The 18152-nt window shown below is 65.9% G+C and carries 12 protein-coding genes and 1 pseudogene; 6 read left to right on the forward strand and 7 right to left on the reverse strand.

Features of this window, described 5'->3' with window-relative positions:
• Positions 1–71: 71 nt before the first annotated feature.
• Complete coding sequence (locus RA164_RS00195) at positions 72–875, forward strand: DUF481 domain-containing protein (RefSeq protein ID WP_329741981.1); 804 nt, start codon at positions 72–74, stop codon at positions 873–875.
• Between the two features lie 120 nt (positions 876–995).
• On the opposite strand, the gene hemC is transcribed toward RA164_RS00195, so the two are convergent.
• The 5 genes from hemC to RA164_RS00220 form a co-directional block, all read right to left on the reverse strand.
• Positions 996–1913, reverse strand: coding sequence for a hydroxymethylbilane synthase (gene hemC, locus RA164_RS00200; RefSeq protein WP_329741982.1), 918 nt, complete (start codon positions 1911–1913; stop codon positions 996–998).
• Between the two features lie 94 nt (positions 1914–2007).
• Positions 2008–2712, reverse strand: coding sequence for a LytR/AlgR family response regulator transcription factor (locus RA164_RS00205; protein ID WP_329741983.1), 705 nt, complete (start codon positions 2710–2712; stop codon positions 2008–2010).
• Entirely contained in the window at positions 2690–3781 is a 1092-nt protein-coding gene (locus RA164_RS00210) for a sensor histidine kinase (protein WP_329741984.1), read from the reverse strand. Before RA164_RS00210 ends, RA164_RS00205 begins: the two co-directional genes overlap by 23 nt.
• A gap of 27 nt (positions 3782–3808) precedes the next feature.
• Complete coding sequence (locus RA164_RS00215) at positions 3809–4480, reverse strand: alpha/beta hydrolase (protein ID WP_329741985.1); 672 nt, start codon at positions 4478–4480, stop codon at positions 3809–3811.
• A 124-nt stretch (positions 4481–4604) separates the two neighbouring features.
• Positions 4605–6749 carry a prolyl oligopeptidase family serine peptidase gene (locus RA164_RS00220; protein ID WP_329741986.1) on the reverse strand — a complete coding sequence of 715 codons (2145 nt, stop codon included), beginning with the start codon at positions 6747–6749 and terminating at the stop codon, positions 4605–4607.
• A gap of 136 nt (positions 6750–6885) precedes the next feature.
• On the opposite strand from RA164_RS00220, the gene RA164_RS00225 reads away from it, so the two are divergent.
• From RA164_RS00225 to cyoD, 5 genes and pseudogenes are all read left to right on the forward strand, one after another.
• Positions 6886–9291 (forward strand): S9 family peptidase, encoded by a 2406-nt coding sequence (locus tag RA164_RS00225; RefSeq protein ID WP_329741987.1) that lies wholly within the window; start codon positions 6886–6888, stop codon positions 9289–9291.
• 298 nt (positions 9292–9589) lie between these two features.
• Positions 9590–10486 carry a ubiquinol oxidase subunit II gene (gene cyoA, locus RA164_RS00230; RefSeq protein WP_329741988.1) on the forward strand — a complete coding sequence of 299 codons (897 nt, stop codon included), beginning with the start codon at positions 9590–9592 and terminating at the stop codon, positions 10484–10486.
• Positions 10486–12447 (forward strand): annotated as a pseudogene (cyoB, locus tag RA164_RS00235) (cytochrome o ubiquinol oxidase subunit I); the annotation flags it as partial. The gene cyoA and the pseudogene cyoB, both read left to right, overlap by 1 nt.
• Positions 12448–12468: 21 nt before the next feature.
• Entirely contained in the window at positions 12469–13143 is a 675-nt protein-coding gene (locus RA164_RS00240) for a cytochrome (ubi)quinol oxidase subunit III (RefSeq protein ID WP_329743574.1), read from the forward strand.
• Positions 13140–13553 carry a cytochrome o ubiquinol oxidase subunit IV gene (cyoD, locus tag RA164_RS00245; protein ID WP_329741989.1) on the forward strand — a complete coding sequence of 138 codons (414 nt, stop codon included), beginning with the start codon at positions 13140–13142 and terminating at the stop codon, positions 13551–13553. Before RA164_RS00240 ends, cyoD begins: the two co-directional genes overlap by 4 nt.
• A gap of 255 nt (positions 13554–13808) precedes the next feature.
• On the opposite strand, the gene RA164_RS00250 is transcribed toward cyoD, so the two are convergent.
• A complete protein-coding gene (locus RA164_RS00250) occupies positions 13809–15983 on the reverse strand; it encodes an alpha-L-rhamnosidase-related protein (RefSeq protein ID WP_329743575.1) in 2175 nt (724 codons plus the stop codon).
• Between the two features lie 153 nt (positions 15984–16136).
• Positions 16137–18152 carry a glycoside hydrolase family 13 protein gene (locus RA164_RS00255; protein WP_329741990.1) on the reverse strand — a complete coding sequence of 672 codons (2016 nt, stop codon included), beginning with the start codon at positions 18150–18152 and terminating at the stop codon, positions 16137–16139.

An 18152-nucleotide genomic window follows, 5' to 3' on the forward strand; every position in this document is an offset into this window, starting at 1 on the left:
CATGCCGGATTCAAGCCTTCAGGCTAAGGTGCTCGTCCAACATGAATTTAACATACAAGGAATTTACCCCCATGAAAAAAACCCTGCTTGCCAGTCTTCTGCTTTCATCCCTCGCTTGCTTCGCCGTGCAGGCGCAGACCACCTCGACACAATCCAATGGTGACTGGACCGGTTCGGGCGAACTGGGTTTCGCCTCCACCACCGGCAATACCCGTTCGCAGAACCTGGATGCCAAGCTGGGTCTCAACCAGGAAAACGCGCAATGGAAGAACAGCTTCTTCCTCGACGCCTTGCGCTCGAAGACCCAGGTGAAGGTGCAGCAGCCGAATGGCACCTACACCAAGAAGTACGACACCACGGCCAATCGATATGACGGTGGCGCGTCGGTGGGCTACAAGCTCGACCCGCGCAGCTACATCGTCGGCGCCGGCCGCTACGAGCACGATGATTTTGGCGCCAACACCTGGTCGGCGATCGTCTCCATCGGCTACGGCTACATCGCGCTGAAGACGCAGAGCACCGAGCTGTCGTTCGAAATCGGTCCCGGTTTCAAGGAATACCAGCCAGCCGACACCACCATCACGGTGAATGGCGTCAGCCAGCCGTACTCGCAGAACCGGCAGAAAGAGGCCGTGGCCCGTGGCCTGGTCAACTACAAGTACCGGCTGACCGCGAACACCACCTTCGACAACACGTTCCTGATGGAAGCGGGTTCGAAGGACAAGTACTTCCAGGATGATGCGGGCCTGGTCGTGAGCATGACCAAGAAGCTGTCGCTCAAGGTCGGTTACGAAGTGCGTCACCACAGCACCGTGCTGCCGGGCGTGAAGAAGACCGACACGCTGGCCACCACCAATATCGTCTACAACCTCTGACGACGACGCGGACGCCGTGCCTCGCCAGGCTGGCGAGGCGGTGTCTTGCCGAAGGTTCCAAAGGCCACGCCATCACGGCGTGGCCTTTGTTTTGGTGCTAACTCAGGTTCTGCCGATAGCTCAGCCGCCAAGAAGCGCGCGCGCGCCCTGCGCGAACAGGGCTTCGGCAACCTCGCGGCCGAGCGCTTCCGCGCCGTCGTGCGGACCGGTGGCCTCGGCCTGCAGCAGCCGGCCGTGACGGACATCGCCGACCATGCCGCGCAGGTGCAGGCCGTGTTCGGCCACCACGCACCAGGCACCCACGGGCACGGTGCAACTGCCGCCCAGCGCATGGTTCATGGCGCGCTCCGCCTGCACGGCCAGGCGGGTGTCGGCATCGTCCAGCGCGCTCAGGTGCTTCAGTATCGCGGGGTGATCGATGCGTGCCTCGATCGCGATGGCGGCCTGGCCCGGTGCGGGCAGCCAGTCTGGCGCCACCAGCCGGCTGCGGATGCGCTCGTGCAGGCCCAGCCGTTCCAGTCCCGCGCAGGCCAGGATGATGGCGTCGTAGTCGCCTGCATCCAGCTTGGCCAGCCGCGTCCCCACGTTGCCTCGCAGGTCGAGCAGCCGAAGGTCCGGACGGATCGCGCGCAGCAGCGCCTGCCGCCGCAGCGACGAGGTGCCGACGCGTGCGCCCTGCGGCAGTGCGTCCAGGTCCACATGATGGTTGCTGACGAACGCATCGGCCGCATCCGCGCGGGGCAGGATCGCGGGCAGGCTGAAGCCGGGCTCCAGTTCGGCGGGCACGTCCTTCAGCGAGTGCACCGCCAGGTCGGCACGACCGTCCAGCATGGCCACTTCCAGTTCCTTCAGGAACAGGCCCTTACCGCCAATCGCCGCCAGCGGCTGGTCCAGGATCTGGTCGCCGCGCGTAGTCATCGGCACCAACTCCACCCGCAGGTCGGGATGCGCCGCGCGCAGGCGTGCCGCCACGTGTTCGGACTGCCACAGGGCGAGCGCGCTCTGGCGGGTGGCGATGCGCAGGGTGGTGAGCGTCATGGGGACTCCGTGGAAATAAGGCGCAGGCTCATTGTCGCGCACTTGACCGGGCCTCGCCGGCGTTGGTCGCGCGCAAATCCTGCGCGACCGACGTTCAGCCCATCCGCAGCAGTTTGCGCACGGCCGGGAGGTTGCGCCGGCTGACTTCGGGACTGAAGTCGGTGCCGGCCAGGCGTGCCAGGTGCCTGCCGTCGGCCTCGCTACGCAGCCCGATCAGGCGTGGTGTCGGCACCAGGCAGTTGCGGTGCAGCCGGACCAGCTGATCGGGGTAGGCATCTTCCAGCTGGCGCAGCGAATCGTCGATCAGCAGTTCGCCGCCGGTGTGCCGTACCAGTACGTATTTTTCCTCGGCGAGCAGGCAGACCACCTCGTCGAGAGGCACCCGCACCTGTTCGCCGCGGACACGCGCATGCAGGTGCGCGGCGGGTTCGCGTGGGCCGCTGTCCAGTCGCTGTTGCGCGCGTTGCAGGGCTTCGCGCAGGCGATCGAGCCGTACCGGCTTGAGCAGGTAATCCACCGCACCCAGCTCGAACGCGGCGATGGCATGGTTGTCGTAGGCGGTGCAGAACACCACCTGTGGCCGGACACGCCCGGACAGGCGCGCGGCCAGCGTGGTGCCATCGAGCCCGGGCATGTTGATGTCGAGCAGCAGCAGGTCGGCCTGCACGTCGGCCAGCGTCGCGAGCGCGGTCTCGCCGTCGCCGATGCTGCCGACCACCTCGGCGCCGTCGCATTCGCCGAGCAGGGCGGCCAGGCGCATGCGCGCCAGCGGTTCGTCATCGACGATCAGTATGCGCATCGCCATCGTCCTTGTGCGCCAGCGTGGCCGGTAGCGCATGTTCCAGGGGAAGCTGCAGCGTGACCACGAAACGCCGCGCCTGCGGGCCAGCCTGCACTTTCGCACGGGGGCCGTAGTGGAAGGCGACGCGCTGGCGCACGTTGTCGAGCCCGTGGCCGTTGCCGCCGCGAACCGGTTCGGCCGGCAACGGATTGTCGATGACGATGATCAGGCCATCGTCGTCGCGGCGGATGCGGATGGCCACCTCGCCGCCTTCGCGCAGCGGCTGGATGCCATGGCGGACCGCGTTCTCCACCAGCGGCTGCAGCAGCAGCCGGGGCATCGGGAAGTCGCGCGGAGCGGCATCGGTATCGCGATCTACCCGCAGACGCTCGCCCAGCCGCAGCTGCTCGATTGCCAGATAGCGATCGACCAGCGCCAGTTCCTCGTCCAATGTGCTGTTGCGCGGCCCGTGCTGGCCCAGTGCGGCGCGGAACAGTTCGGACAGATCCTCGATGGTGCGTTCGGCGGCCGTCGGATCGACCCTCACCAGCGCGGCCACCGTGTTCATGCTGTTGAACAGGAAGTGCGGACGGATGCGTGCCTGCAAGGCTTCCACTTGGGCGTGCGCGACCGCGGCCAGGCGTGCCTGCCATTGCGCCAGTACGTAGAAGTAGCGCAGCATCGCCGCGCCGAGCAGGGCCGCGATCAGGGCGTTGTCACTGACGAAGTGCAGGCCGCCATTGCGGATCAACTGCAGTTGCAGGGCGGCGTCCATCCAGTGCGCGACCACGCTGGCCAGCGCCACGATCAGCACCATCCACAACCATGCGCCGGCATACGGCCAATGCCCGGGCAGGCGTTGCAGCTGGGCCGCGAGCTTGCACAGCGTCACGGCGAGTATCAGCGTGGTCCAGGCGACGAAGGCCATTGCCACGCTGAAGGCACGCCAGTTGCGTCCGCTGTCCGGCGCCAGCCACATCACCACCACCGTGAGCCCACCCACCACGAACAGTGCGAACAGCGCGGGCAGGCTGCAGAAGTCCGGCAGCGGGCTGCGTTCGGTGCGCGGTTGGACGATCTCGCTCATGCGGCGAAGTATGCCGCACCGGCCCGCTCAGCCGGCGAATCGCTGCCCCAGCCAGTGACGCAGGTCGACGATTTCCTGCGGGCAGACCGCATGCGCCATCGGATAGGTATGCCAGTCCACCGCATAGCCCAGCGCCTCGAGCCGGGTGTGTGCGTCGGCGCCACGCGGCAGTACCACCACCGGATCGAAGGTTCCGTGACCCTGGAAGATCGGCGTGCCGGCATTGGCGGCGCTGCGCTCGCTGGCCAGCGAGTCGCCCAGCGGCAGGTAGGTGGACAGTGCCACGATGCCGGCCAGCGTGCGCGGATGGCGCAAGCCACCGGCCAGCGCCAGCGCGCCGCCCTGCGAGAAACCGGCCAGTACGATCCGCTCATCGGGTATGCCGCGTTCGTTTTCGCGGTCGATCAATGCTTCGACCGCGGCGATCGAGGCGCGTATGCCAACCTCGTCCTGGCGGGCATGCAGGTCGAATTCGATGATGTCGTACCACGCCCGCATCGGCATGCCGCCGTTGACCGTCACTGGTCGCACCGGTGCATGCGGGAACACGAAGCGCAGCGCCGGCCAGTCCGTGGCCACCAGCTCCGGCACGATCGGCGCGAAGTCGTTGCCGTCCGCGCCCAGACCATGCAGCCAGACGATGCTGTGCTGCGGGTTCGGGGCGGTTTCTTTCTCGACGGTGGGCAGGTGTTCGGACATGACGGGCATCGCTGCGTAAAGCCCGAAGCTTACCGCGTCGGCGGGTGTCGCGGACTGCGGCCGCCGCGTGCGATGCGCGCGACCGCAGGCCAAGCGGTCGCGGCATCCGCAGTCGTGCCGGCGATTATTTCGCCGGCAGGCCCAGCTCCTGCGCGAAGAACGTCAGCATCAGCGCGGTGTTGCCCACGCGCTGACTGAACGGCGCGCCGATGCCGTGACCGGCGTTCATGCGGGTGAGCAGCAACACCGGTTGTCCGGAATCGCTGGCGTTCTGCAGGGCGGCGGTGAACTTGCGCGACTGCCACGGCGCCACGCGCGGGTCGTTGGCCCCGGTGGTCATCAGCACCGCCGGGTAGGCCGTGTGCGGCTTGACGTTCTGCAGCGGCGAGTAGGCCAGGGTGGCCTTGAACTGCGCAGGGTTGGCGATGCTGCCGTACTCCGGCACGTTGTAGGCGCCGTTGGTGAAGTTCGTCTCGTGACGCAGCATGTCGTAGATGCCGACCATCGACACCACAGCGCGGTAGTCGGCCGGGTGCTGCACCAGCGACGCGCCCATCAGCAGGCCGCCGTTGCTGCCGCCGAGGATGCCCAGGTGCTGGCGGTCGGTCCAGCGGGTGGCGATCATTGCCAGGGCGGCGGCGTGGAAGTCGTCGAACACGTTCTGCTTGTGAAGTTTCTGTCCCTCGGTGTGCCAGGCCTCGCCGTCCTCGTTGCCGCCGCGGATGTTGGCGTAGGCCAGCACGCCGCCCCGCTCCAGCCAGGCCAGCATCGGGCCGACGAAGTGCGGTGCGACGGGAATGTCGAAGCCGCCGTAGCCGTAGAGGATGGCCGGCCGTGCACCGTCGGGGGTGACTCCCTTCATCGCCAGCACGGTGACCGGGATGCGGGTGCCATCCTTCGAGGTGCCATTGATGCGATGCACTTCCACGTCCGAATAGTCGGCAGCCGGCTTCACCTCGAACACGGTCTTCAGCGTGCCGGTGCTGGCGTCGTAGTCGGCCCAGCGCGAGGGCAGGGTCCAGCCGCCGAAATCGATCAGCGCATGCGCGCGGCCATGCTCGGCGGCGATGCCGTCGATGCCGATGCCGTGTGCGGGCAGCGGCAGGCGGCGAACCAGCTTGCCGCCGGCATCGTACTGCTCGACCCACCAGTCCGGCCCCCAGCTGCGGGTGACCAGGAAGCCGTCGGCGACCGGCGTGATGGCCTGCACGGCCCCATCGCGCTGCTCCAGCAGTTCGTGCACCCGGCCATGCGCATCGATGCTCAGCAGCTTGCCGCGCGGCGCGCCGGCGAAGCTGGCCACGGCCAGCCGGTCGCCGAGCCAGGCGGCGGTGCGCACGTTGGCATCGTCACCCAGCACCTTCTTCCAATGCGTGCCTTCGCGCAGATAGACCTCGGCCGGGCCGCCGTCGCCCACATTGGCCAGCACCGCCAGCTGTTTCGCGCCGGGCGAGCTGAGCAGTCGGTACTCGGCGATCCTGGAGTAATTCCTGCCGAACACCACGGTATCCGCAGCGGCCGGCTGGCCCAGTTCGTGGTGCACCAGCGCGGCGTGGAACTGTTTCACCTCCTGGCCCGCGGGCGGCGGCGGGAAGCGCACGTAGGTGAAGCCTTTCTCGTTGGCGTCCCAGGCCAGGCCCTGTGGCGTGGTACCGCCACCGGCCCAGGGCAGTGCGTCGGGCAGCGGCTTGCCGGTGGCCACGTCGAGCACGTGGATGGTGGTCAACTCGCTGCCGCCTTCGGCAGTGCCGTAGGCGAGATAGCGGCCGCTGGGCGACGGCCAGTACGCGGTGATCGCGGTGTTGCCGCCGTTCGCGTTGAGATCAACCAGCACGCGCGGCTTGCCGTCGGGCCAGGACTGCGCCATCAGTTCCGGCTGCGGTTGCGGTGGTGTTTCCTGCAGGTAGAACAGCGTGCCGCCGGCCAGCTGCGGCGAGGAACGCGTGGTGGAGGTGATCGCCAGCTGCTGCACGCGCGCAGCCATCGCCTTGCCGTCGGGCATGGCGCCGATCATGTGGTCGGTATAGCGGTTCTGTGCGGCGATCCAGTGCTGCACGGCAGGCGCGTCGGCATTTTCCAGCCAGCGATACGGGTCGGCCACGCGCACGCCATGCAGCACGCTGGCGTCGTCGTGACGGGGAGAGGTGGGTGGTTGCGGCATGGGTCTGTTGATCAGCGGCGCATCGTGGTGCACGGATGTTGGCGGCTGCTGCGCGGCGCAAGCGCCGGTGGCGAGCAGGGCGAGCGAGAAGGCCAGCACGGTGCGCATGCGGATTTCCGGGTAACCAGAGGGCGTTCGAGCGTAGCGCCAGCGCGGCGTGCGCGCACCTGACTTTCGGCACGGTGCGGCGGGTCTGCGCGATACGCTCGGCTATGCTGGTCTTTTACGTTGCAGGGGATTTCACATGCGTCGCAGTGTGCTTGTTGCCTCGCTCCTGTTCACCGCCGCTCCCGTATTCGCCACTGGCCTGACGCTGGACCGGATCATGGCCAATACCGACTGGATCGGGCATGCGGTGGAGAACCCGTACTGGAGCGTGGATGGCCATGCCCTCTACTACGCGCTCAAGCGTGACGGCAGTCCGGTGCGCGACCTGTATCGGGTCGATCCGGCGGATGGCCGTTCGGTGAAACTGACACCGGCCGCCATGGCGAGCGCCGACGGTCCGGCGGTGTACGACCGCAGTCATACGCATGCTGCTTTCGTGCTGCACGGCGATATCTTCATGGTCGACCTGGTCAGCGGTCGCCGCGTGCAGGTGACGCGCACGCCGCAGCGCGAATCGGCACCGCAGTTCTCGGCCGATGGCCGGGCGCTGCAGTTCCGCAGCGGCAACCAGTGGTACAGCTACAGCCTGGCCAGCGGAGTCACCTCGCCGGCGGCGATCCTCAAGTTCGCCGACAACCCGCAGACGAAAAAGCCCGACGCGCTGGGTCGCGAGCAGCTGCGCCTGTTCAAGACGCTGCGCACGATCAAGGCCGACAAGGACGCTGAGCTGGCCGAACAGAAGGCGCTGCAGGCCGCCGATCCCACCCGTGCGCCGGCACCGTTCTGGCTGGGTGACAAGGTCAAGCCGGTCGACACAGAGCTGTCGCCGGATGGCCGCTGGATGCTGGTGGTGACCCAGCCCGCGGACTACAAAGCGGGCAAGGCACCCGACGTCATCCACTACGTCACCGACAGCGGCTACACCGAAGTGCAGAAGGCGCGCACGTATGTCGGCCGCAACATTCCGGCACCGCAGTCGCTGCTGTTGCTGGACCTGGCGTCGCACACGGTCTGGCCGATCGCCACCGGCAACCTGCCGGGCATCAAGGATGATCCGCTGAAGGCATTGCGCGCGCAGCGCGTGGCGGCGCTGGAAAAGGCCGGTGACGACGCCGCGGCGAAGGCGCTGAAGGCACCGGCGGTGCGTCCGGTCACCATCGCCTACGACAGCGGTGGCGGCATCGTCTGGAACAACGCCGGCGACCGGGTTGCGGTGCAGCTGCGCGCGATCGACAACAAGGACCGCTGGATCGCCACCGTCGATCTCGCGCGTCATGTGCTGGTGCCGCAGAACCGCCTGCACGACCATGCCTGGATCAACTGGAGCTTCAACGATTTCGGCTGGTTGAAGGGCGGGCGCACGCTGTGGTTTCTAAGCGAAGCCAGCGGCTGGTCGCGGCTCTACACCCAGCCGCTGGGCGGCAAGCCGAAGGCGATCGCCGGCGGCAAGGGCTACGAGGTCAGCATGCCGCAGCTCAGCCCGGACGGCCGCTGGTTCTACGTGCTGACGAACAAGCTGGCGCCCTACAGCTACGATGTCTACCGGGTGCCGTCCGATGGCGGCACGCTGACCCGCCTGACCCACGACCAGGGCGTGGACGGCTTCATGCTGTCGCCCGATGGCCGGCAGCTGGCGGTGCTGCATTCGGCGCCCTACATGCTCGACCAGCTGGCTGTGCAGGACGCCGCTGGCGGCACGCCGCGCGAGCTCACCCACACCATGAAGCCCGCCTTCACTGGCATTCCGTGGATCGCGCCGAAATTCGTCAAGGTGCCGTCCTCGCATGGTGCCGGCGTGATCTACGCCAAGTACTACGGTCCGGCCAACGAGATCGACGCCGCCGACTCGCGCCCGGCGGTGATCTTCGTGCACGGCGCAGGCTACCTGCAGGACGTATCGATGCAGGAAACCTACTACGTGCGCGAGCAGATGTTCCAGAACCTGCTGGTGCAGCAGGGCTACGTGGTGCTGGACATGGACTATCGCGGCTCGGCCGGCTACGGCCGCGACTGGCGCGACGCGATCTATCGCGACATGGGTCACCCCGAGCTTCAGGATCTGCTCGACGGCAAGGCCTGGCTTGTCAGGCATCATGGAGTCGACCCGAAGCGGGTGGGCATCTATGGCGGCAGCTACGGCGGCTTCATGACCGAAATGGCCATACTGCGCGCACCGGGCCAGTTCGCGGCCGGTGCTGCGCTGCGTCCGCCGGCCGACTGGCGCACCTACAACGACGAGTACACCTCGAACATCCTCAATACGCCCCAGCTCGACCCCGAGGCGTACAAGATCAGCTCGCCGATCGAGTACGCGGCCAACCTGCAGGACCCGCTGCTGATCGAGCATGGCCTGATCGACGACAACGTGATGACCAGCGATTCGATCCGCCTGTACCAGCGCTTCATCGAGTTGCACAAGAAGAACTTCTGGATCTCGCTGTACCCGCTGGAACGCCACGACTTCGAGCATGCCGACGACTGGTACGACGAGTACCGCCGCATCGATGAGCTGTTCAACACCTACGTGAAACCGGTGCACTGAAACGGCCCGACCGCCATCGCCGATCAGCGGCGATGGCGGTGATACCTGCCGCGACAGTCCACCTCGCGGCGTCATGGTTTGCCCTCATCGGGGGGTTGAAGATCGCCCGCCGGTTGGTGGTAGTCTCGTGACCGGGGCCGTTTACACATGTTCGTGACACAGCAGGCCCCATGCTGCATGCATGGCGCGCGCCTTTCGCAGTGGTTGCAGAGCCGGGTCCGCGCCGTGGGGATAAATTGCAAGACACGCTTCAGATCGCCGTCACGTATTCCAACTCGTGTGGATCAGGCAGGTGTCCATGGCGCGTTCGACGAAAACGGTCGTATTCCCGGCGCTCATCGCGTCGTTGCTCAGCGGATGCCATAGCGGGGTGCTGGACCCGCAGGGTCCGGTCGGTGCCTCGGAAAAGCTGATCCTGATCGATTCGCTGGTGATCATGCTGGCGATCGTGGTGCCGACGATCCTGGCCACGCTGGTTTTCGCGTGGTGGTACCGGGCCGGCAACAAGAAGGCCCATTACCGACCCAACTGGGCGTTCTCCGGGCATCTCGAACTGATCGTCTGGGCCATTCCGGCCCTGGTGATCATTTTCCTGGGCGGCATCGCCTGGTTCGGCTCGAAGGACCTGGACCCCTACAAGGCACTTCCCTCGACGCAGAAACCGGTCGAGGTCCAGGTGGTGTCGCTGGACTGGAAATGGCTGTTCATCTACCCCGACCAGCACATCGCCAGCGTGAACCGGCTGGTGATTCCGGTCGGCCGGCCGGTGCACTTCGACCTGACGTCGACCGGCGTGATGAACAGCTTCTTCGTGCCGCAGCTCGGCAGCCAGATCTACACGATGGCGCGCATGGTGTCGCAGCTGAACCTGCAGGCCGACCATGCGGGCGACTACCACGGCTTGTCCGCGCAGTTCAGCGGTGCCGGCTTCTCCGACATGGATTTTCAGGTGCAGGCTGTGTCGCCGGACGATTACGCGAAGTGGCTGGCGACGGCGCAGGCATCCGGAACGGCGCTCGATCATGCGGCCTACAGGCAGTTCCGGGTGCAGAGCAGCCATGTGCCACCGATGACTTATCGCGAGGTGGCGCCGCAGCTGTTCCAGGACATCGTGAACGAGCGCTTTGGACCGGCGCAGGGGCCGCAGGGCGGCGTGGGTGGCCATGATCTTCCGTTGACGGAAAAGGGGTCGTGATGTTCGGCAGACTGAGTTGGGCGGCGATCCCCTTCAACCAGCCGATCCCGCTGGTGACATCGATCGTGATGATCCTGGTCATCGCCGGCATCCTGGCGTGGATCACAGTGAAGGGACACTGGCACTACCTGTGGCACGAGTGGATCACCTCGGTCGACCACAAACGCATCGGCGTGATGTACTGCCTGCTGGCGCTGGTCATGCTGATCCGAGGCTTCGCCGACGCGATCATGATGCGCGCGCAACAGGCGATCGCGTTCCATTCCCCCGGCTACCTGCCACCCGAGCACTTCGACCAGATCTTCTCGGCGCACGGCACGATCATGATCTTCTTCGTCGCCATGACGTTCATGATCGGGTTGATGAACTACGTGGTGCCGCTGCAGATCGGCGCGCGCGACGTGGCATTTCCCACCTTCAACTCGGTCAGCTTCTGGCTGACCGCGGCGGCGGTGCTGCTGGTGAACATCTCGCTGTTCGTGGGCGAGTTCGCGCAGACCGGCTGGCTGGTCTATCCGCCGTTGTCCGAGCTGCGCTTTTCGCCCGGCGTCGGGGTCGACTATTACCTGTGGGCGATCCAGATATCCGGTATAGGCACCTTGCTTACCGGCATCAACTTCGTGGCGACCATCCTCAAGATGCGTGCGCCTGGAATGACGCTGAACCGCATGCCGATCTTCTGCTGGGCCGCGCTGGCGTCCAGCCTGCTGATCGTGGCCGCGTTCCCGATGCTCACCGCCTCGCTGGCGATGCTGCTGCTGGACCGCTACCTGGGCTTCCACTTCTTCACGATCACCTCGGGCGGCGACCCGATGATGTTCGTGAACCTGATCTGGACCTGGGGTCATCCGGAGGTCTACATCCTGATCCTGCCGGCTTTCGGCGTGTTCTCCGAAGTGATCTCCACGTTCTCGGGCAAGCCGCTGTTCGGCTACCGCTCGATGATCGTCGCCACCATGGCGATCTGCATCCTGTCGTTCCTGGTGTGGCTGCACCATTTCTTCACCATGGGTGCGGGCGCCGACGTCAACGGCTTCTTCGGCGTGATGACGATGATCATCGCCGTGCCCACCGGCGTGAAGATCTTCAACTGGTTGTTCACCATGTGGGGCGGGCGGGTGCGTTTCGACACGCCGATGCTGTGGTCGATCGCCTTCATGGTCACCTTCGTCATCGGTGGCATGACCGGCGTGCTGCTGGCCGTTCCGCCGGCCGACTTCGTACTGCACAACTCGCTGTTCCTGATCGCGCACTTCCACAACATGGTGATCGGCGGTGTGCTGTTCGGTGCGTTCGCCGGCTACAGCTACTGGTTCCCGAAAGCGTTCGGCTTCAAGCTGGACGAGCGCTGGGGCAAGGCCGCGTTCGGGTTCTGGGTGGTCGGTTTCTATGTCGCCTTCATGCCCCTGTACGTGCTGGGCATGGAGGGCATGACGCGGCGCATGCAGCATTACGACGTGCCCGGCTGGCATCCATGGCTGATCGTGGCCGCGGCCGGCGCTGGGCTGATCCTGCTGGGCATCGTCTGCCAGGTCGTGCAACTGGTGGTGTCGATCCGTAACCGCAAGAGCGAGCGTCTGGTCGATTTCACCGGCGATCCGTGGGATGGCCGCACGCTGGAGTGGATCACCGGTTCGCCGCCGCCGGCCTACAACTTCCCGGTGCTGCCCAACGTGTTCAACGTGGAAGCCTACTGGGGCATGAAACAGAAGGCGCTGGAGCAGCGCCGGCTGACCGAGCTGCCCGATTACAAGCCGATCGAGCTGCCGCTCAACAGCCCCACCGGTATCGTCACGGCATTCTTTGCGGTGGTCGGCGGCTTCGCCCTGATCTGGCACATCTGGTGGATGGTGACGCTCGGCCTGTTCGGTGCGTTCGTCACCTTCGTGGTCTTCGCCTGGCGCGACCACCACGAGTACGAGATGTCGGCCGAGGAACTCGCGCGGATCGACGGCGAACGTCGGCGTCGACGCATCGCACTGGTGGAAGGGCGCGACCCGAGCATCCGCCAGGTAAAGTACGTCGAACCCACCGAGCACGATCCGCACAAGTTCGGCCCGCGCGCCGCACCCGACGGCGGCTGGAAGGGACCGGCGGCCAAACGCATCATCACCGGCTACGGTTTCTGGCTGTTCCTGCTGTCGGACTTCATTCTTTTCGCCGGCTTCTATGCGGGCTACGCGGTGCTGTCGCATGCCAGGGCGGGCGGACCGGGGCCGAAGCAGCTGTTCGATCTGCACACCGTGGAGATCGAGACGGCCTGCCTGTTGCTGTCCAGTTTCGCCTGCGGCCTGGCGATGATCGCCAGCAATGTGCGCAACATGCTGTGGACCCAGGTGGGCTACCTGATCACCGGGTTGCTCGGCGTCGCCTTCCTGTCGATCGAGATCAGCGAGTTCACGCACATGATCGCTGAAGGTGCCGGTCCCGGTCGCAGTGCGTTCCTGTCGTCGTTCTTCGCGCTGGTCGGCCTGCACGGCTGCCACGTCACCATCGGCCTGCTGTGGCTGGGCACGATGATGGCGCAGATCTGGACCAAGGGCTTCCGCGCCGACATCATGCGCCGCGGCATGTGCTTCGCCCTGTTCTGGCACGCGCTGGACATCATATGGGTCGGTATTTTCACCAACGTCTATCTGCTGGGGACCAGTCCATGAGCGAGGAAGACAACGAACTCGAATGGGGCATGGACCACGACCACGCGCCGGGCGACGAGCCGGAGCCGCATAACGTTGGGCACAGTGTCCGCAATTATCTGATCGGCCTGGTGCTGGCCGGACTGCTGACGGCGGCTTCGTTCTGGGTGGCCAGCGGTACCAGCCTGCTCTACGTGGCGGGCGTGCCGATGGCGCTGGCAGCGCTGGCGATCGGCCAGATGGGCGTGCACCTGGCGTTCTTCCTGCACATCACCACTGGGCCGGACAACACCAACAACATCCTGGCGCTGGCCTTCGGCGTGCTGATCGTGGCCATCGTGATCGCCGGATCGCTGTGGATCATGTATCACCTCAACGCCAACATGGCGATACCGCCGACGTTGATGAACCTGCACACCCAGCCCGGTTAGCCGGACCTGCCTGCCGGGCGACGGCCCGGCACGGCCGCGATGCGGCATCGCATGATGCAGGTACGAGCACGCTCATGCCTGCGTGCATGAACGGGACGACATCTTTCCTGATGTACGCACTCGCCTGCCGCAGTTGACCAGTGCGGCCGGGCGTCTGGTTTACACGTGCTCGATCGAGGTCGCGTGGCGTCTATCCACGACGACAGCAGGATGATTCATCGGCCCGGGCACTGCGCATGCCCGGGCCGAACCGTTTCAGTGAGTCATGGCGTCATCGGCCAGCGGCGCGATATGCAGCGCACCGATGTCCGCGCTGTTCAGTGGGCCGCTGCTGCCGCCGGTACCGCCGGTGTAGTGGGAAAAATGTGCCAGGTCGCTCATGTTGAAGCCCTGCGCCAGCGCGAAACTGCAGCGGGCGCCGGCCTTTGCCATGAAGCGGCCAGTGGTTGAATCCTGCCGGCCGACGCTGTGCGGCATCACCATGATCACCACCTGTGCCGGTTCGCCACTGCACTTCACGTCGAGCTTCTTCACGCCTGCGCTGATGCCGGTGTTGATCGGGCCGTGCGGGTTGTCGTAGTCGAGCCAGATCCGGAAGCGTCCGCTGGACGGCGCCCTCCAGCTACGCGGCCAGGCGCCGGCCACCTGCGCGGTCGTGCCCACGCAGGTCGATCGGCTGGGTAGCGATTCCACCCCGTCCTTGCCGATGCGGGTGAGGTCGAAGCACTGCTGTGCGGCCGTGTGCGCCAGCTCCAGCGAGCCGTCGATCGGGCCGTGACGACGACCGTTCACGTACAGCATGGCCTGGCCGGCCGAGCGGATGCGCCAGTGGTCGCCCACGCGCGTCACCGTGGGCGCAGCGGGTGTGGCCGGTGCGTACATCGGTGCGTGCGTCGCCAGCGGCGACGCATCCACATGAATGGCCTTCAGCGTGATCACGATGTCGTGGCCGACCCGGGTGCGGTGATCGGTCACGAGCAGGTTGCCGTCCAGCGAGGCCGGACGGATCAGGGTGATTTTCCGGCCGGGCAGCTGCAGGCTGATCTGTTCTCCGCTGCCGAACAGCATCGGCACCAGCGAGACCGGCAGTTCCGGATTCACGTGTCCGTCGTTCTCCAGCCCGAACACGCCTTCGGTGACCGCGTCGAGGTAGGCCGCCACCGACCACAACTGGCGCGGCGAATCGACCACCGGTCCGCTGAGCTTGCCTTCGTCGACGTGGATCGACTGCGCGACCAGCGAGAAGTTTTCCATGTTGGAACCGTTCATGGCCGCGCCGCGCATGATCGAGTGCAGTTCGCGGGCAATCAGTTCGGGCTGCCGGGTGACCCGCGCCGCGCGCAGTGCGTAGGCGCTGACAAACGGCCAGATCGCCCGGTTGTGGTAGATCGGCTGGTCGGCGCGTTCGGGCCAGATTACCGGGCTGCCCGAAGGCCAGATCGGGTAGTTTGCCAACGTCTCGCGGGCGCGCTGGGGATCGGCCACGCCGCTGGTCACGGCCAGGGCGATACCGAGCAGGTCGTAGGCTTCCATCGGCTGGCCGTCACCGCCGATGTAGCTCATGTACAGGCCACGGCTGGCACGCCAGAAGTGTTCGTTGATGGCCTTCTTCAGCGCCGTCGCCTGCGCGCGCCAGGTCGCGGCACGCGCGTCGCCGCGCTGTGCGGCAAGCGCGGCGGCGAGCTTCAGAGCCTCGTAGTGCAGCACGTTGGTGGACAGCGAGAACGATTGCGCGATGAACACCACGTTGTTCGCGGTCCATGCCGGATAGGTCTGCTCGCGCCAGTCGAGGAACGAGGTTTCGCCGCGATACAGCCCCATCGCCGGGTCGAAGATGTACTGGCGGTCCTGTGCCAGGGTGTCGCCCAGTGCCGTCCACACCTTGTCGGCGAAAGCCTTGTCGCCGAGCAGGTGGCGTGCGCCGAGGAACCACACGATGCGATCGGTGCTGATCGGCCAGCTGCCGCCGGAGCCGGTGTCCTGCATCGGGTACAGGCCCTGCGGCACGTCCTTGGCGCGCACGCCGGAAAGCTTGAACAGCAGACCGTTGCGCGCACGCGCCGGATCGAAGCGCCACAGCCCGAGGTCGACCGAGTAGGACAGGTCGCGCGTCCACACGTACGGCCATTTCAGGCCGGTCTCGAAGCAGTGGCAGGGCATCGGCTGGCCGTGGTCGAAAGCGCCGTCCTGGATCGAGGTCACCGAATCGAGCTTGAGGTCGTCCTGGGCCATCGCGAACAGCCCGTCGAACAGCGGGCTGGCGGTGCTGGCGCTGGCCGCGCCGGCGGCGATGTGGCGGCTGCCGCCGGGAAAGTTCAGCAGGTAGCTGTCGCCGGTCACCTGCATGGAAGCCTGGTGGCCCTGCCAGTCGACCTGATGATGCCAAGTGCTGTCGCCGGCAGCGGACGCCGAAAGCGCGGTCGCCAGCATCGGCAATGCCAGCCAGCCATGGAGCCGGCGGTGCTGCCGGGGGGAATGGTTCGGATGCGGATGGGTCACGGTACGCCTGCCTCTGGAACTTGGGTGGAACATCCTGGCGGAGTCGCTGCGACTCCGCCAGGACAGCGGATCGACGCTGCTCGCCTACTGCGCCAGGATGGCGCCGTAATGGCCGTCGACCGTCACCGTGACGTTGCCGTTGGTGACGGTGTAGGTGTTGCCGCTGAGCAGATCGGTGACGGTGCTGCCGTTGAGCATGCTGAGCTGCCAGACCGGTACCGTGATGGTGTGCGATACCGAGTCGTTGTTCAACGCCACCGCGATGCGGTTGGTCGCGTCGAAGCGGCCGAACGCATAGAGGTGGTTGGTGTCGTCGGTCAGCAGGGTCATGAACGAGCCGGTGCGCAGCGCCGGGTAGGCCTTGCGGATCGCGATCAGCTTCTGGGTCAGCGCCACCGCGGCATCGGTGGTGGTGGCCTGCGACCAGTCGAAGGTGCGCCGGTTGTCGGGGTCGGCACCGCCCTGCATGCCGTACTCGTCGCCGTAGTAGATGGTCGGCGTGCCGATGTAGGTCATCTGGAAGATCAGGCCCAGGTAGGTCTTCCAGATGTCGCCGCCGCAGCGGGTGGCGAAACGCGGCGTATCGTGCGTGCCCAGCTCGTTAGTCATGGTTTCCTGCACGCTCACTGGCAGGTCGGCGCGGGTGCCGTGCAGCCAGCTGTCGAACTGGCTGGCCGGGATCGACGCGCTGTTGCCGCTCTCGTCCTCGCCGCAGATCCACTCCGACACCGGCTGCAGGAAGCCGTTGTAGTTCATCGCGCCGTCCCACTCGGTGCCGTCGTCCAGCCACGCCGAGGCGTCGCCCCAGTATTCGCCGAGGATCTCGGCGTTCGGGTTCACCGACAGCACGGCGCTGCGCATCTCCTGCATGATCTGGTGATTGGTGGCGTCGCTGCCGTTGTTGCCGTCGGCATCCAGGTACTGCGCGGCATCCAGTCGCCAGCCGTCGATACCGTAGGGCGACTTCAGGTAGGTCTGCATCACCGAGGTGCTGCTGCCGTAGATCTGTTCGCGCACGGCCGAGCCGGTGGTGCCGTAGTCGAGCTTGGGCATCGAGCCGATACCGAAGAAGGTGCTGTAGCTGTCCGGCCACTGCTGGAAGGTGTAGTAGCTGTACCAGGGGCTGGACTGCGACTCGTAGGCGCCATTGGTGCTCCACCAGTTGTACTTGTCGAACCACTGGTTGGTGTCGCCGGTGTGGTTGAACACGCCGTCCAAGATCAGGTAGCCCTCGGGCCCGTTGCTGGTGCTGTGGATGTCACTGATCAGCGTCTGCAGCAGCGCATTCGTGCCGAAGGCCGGGTCGACGGTGTAATAGTCCTCGGTGTCGTACTTGTGGTTGGTGGGCGACTCGAAGATCGGGTTCAGATAGATGATGTCGGCGCCCAGCGTGTTCTTGATGTAGCCGAGCTTGTCGATCACGCCCTGCAGGTCGCCGCCGAAGAACACCTCGCTGTTGCAGCCGTTGACGTTGGCGAACACGCTGCTGCCCCAGGCATGCTGCTCGGTAGCGCAGCCGGCATAGGTGAACTGTCCGTTGGTGACGTCGTTGCTGGTATCGCCGTCGTAGAAGCGGTCGGGGAAGATCTGGTAGACCACGCCATTCTTCATCCAGTCCGGCGTCTTGAAACCGGGGATGATGAAGAAGTCGCCCGCAGACGGCTCGCTGCTGGTGATGCCCGCCGCATTGAGCCACGCAGTGGCGGTGCCGTCGTTGATCTGGAAGCGGTAGTACTTCTCGGAGCTGCTGGCCGGAATGGTGCCCTGCCAGTAATCGAACACGCCGGTGGGGTCATTCGAGACCCAGTGCATTGCCACCCAGTGGAATTGGCCGTCGGCGCTGTCGTAGTACTTGATGTTGGCGCTGGTGATGTCGTTCTTGAAGGTGCGAAGTGTCAGCGTCACCGCCTGGGTTGCGGTGGGCTCGGGGTGGTTGTCGTACAGCGGGCCCTGGTCTGCGAACAGGCCGTTCCACTCTACGTTGTTGTCGTTGCTGGCCGCCGCGGCCGGGCGACTCCACGCCGCCGCCGTGGCGACGAGTGCGAGGCAAAGCGCGGCGGCAATGGGGTTGATGCGATGACGACGTGCATGATCGAGCAT

Origin of the sequence: Dyella sp. A6, from assembly GCF_036320485.1 — a bacterium.
GTDB lineage: Bacteria > Pseudomonadota > Gammaproteobacteria > Xanthomonadales > Rhodanobacteraceae > Rhodanobacter_A > Rhodanobacter_A aluminiiresistens.

Bases quoted from the DNA above. Each gene is read 5' to 3' on its own strand.
- RA164_RS00195 (WP_329741981.1), top strand. From the start codon at position 72: ATGAAAAAAACCCTGCTTGCCAGTCTTCTGCTTTCATCCCTCGCTTGC.
- cyoD (WP_329741989.1), top strand. From the start codon at position 13,140: ATGAGCGAGGAAGACAACGAACTCGAATGGGGCATGGACCACGACCAC.
- RA164_RS00250 (WP_329743575.1), bottom strand. From the start codon at position 15,983: ATGCTGGCGACCGCGCTTTCGGCGTCCGCTGCCGGCGACAGCACTTGG.
- RA164_RS00225 (WP_329741987.1), top strand. From the start codon at position 6,886: ATGCGTCGCAGTGTGCTTGTTGCCTCGCTCCTGTTCACCGCCGCTCCC.
- RA164_RS00220 (WP_329741986.1), bottom strand. From the start codon at position 6,749: ATGCGCACCGTGCTGGCCTTCTCGCTCGCCCTGCTCGCCACCGGCGCT.
- cyoA (WP_329741988.1), top strand. From the start codon at position 9,590: ATGGCGCGTTCGACGAAAACGGTCGTATTCCCGGCGCTCATCGCGTCG.
- RA164_RS00210 (WP_329741984.1), bottom strand. From the start codon at position 3,781: ATGAGCGAGATCGTCCAACCGCGCACCGAACGCAGCCCGCTGCCGGAC.
- RA164_RS00255 (WP_329741990.1), bottom strand. From the start codon at position 18,152: ATGCTCGATCATGCACGTCGTCATCGCATCAACCCCATTGCCGCCGCG.
- RA164_RS00215 (WP_329741985.1), bottom strand. From the start codon at position 4,480: ATGTCCGAACACCTGCCCACCGTCGAGAAAGAAACCGCCCCGAACCCG.
- RA164_RS00205 (WP_329741983.1), bottom strand. From the start codon at position 2,712: ATGCGCATACTGATCGTCGATGACGAACCGCTGGCGCGCATGCGCCTG.
- hemC (WP_329741982.1), bottom strand. From the start codon at position 1,913: ATGACGCTCACCACCCTGCGCATCGCCACCCGCCAGAGCGCGCTCGCC.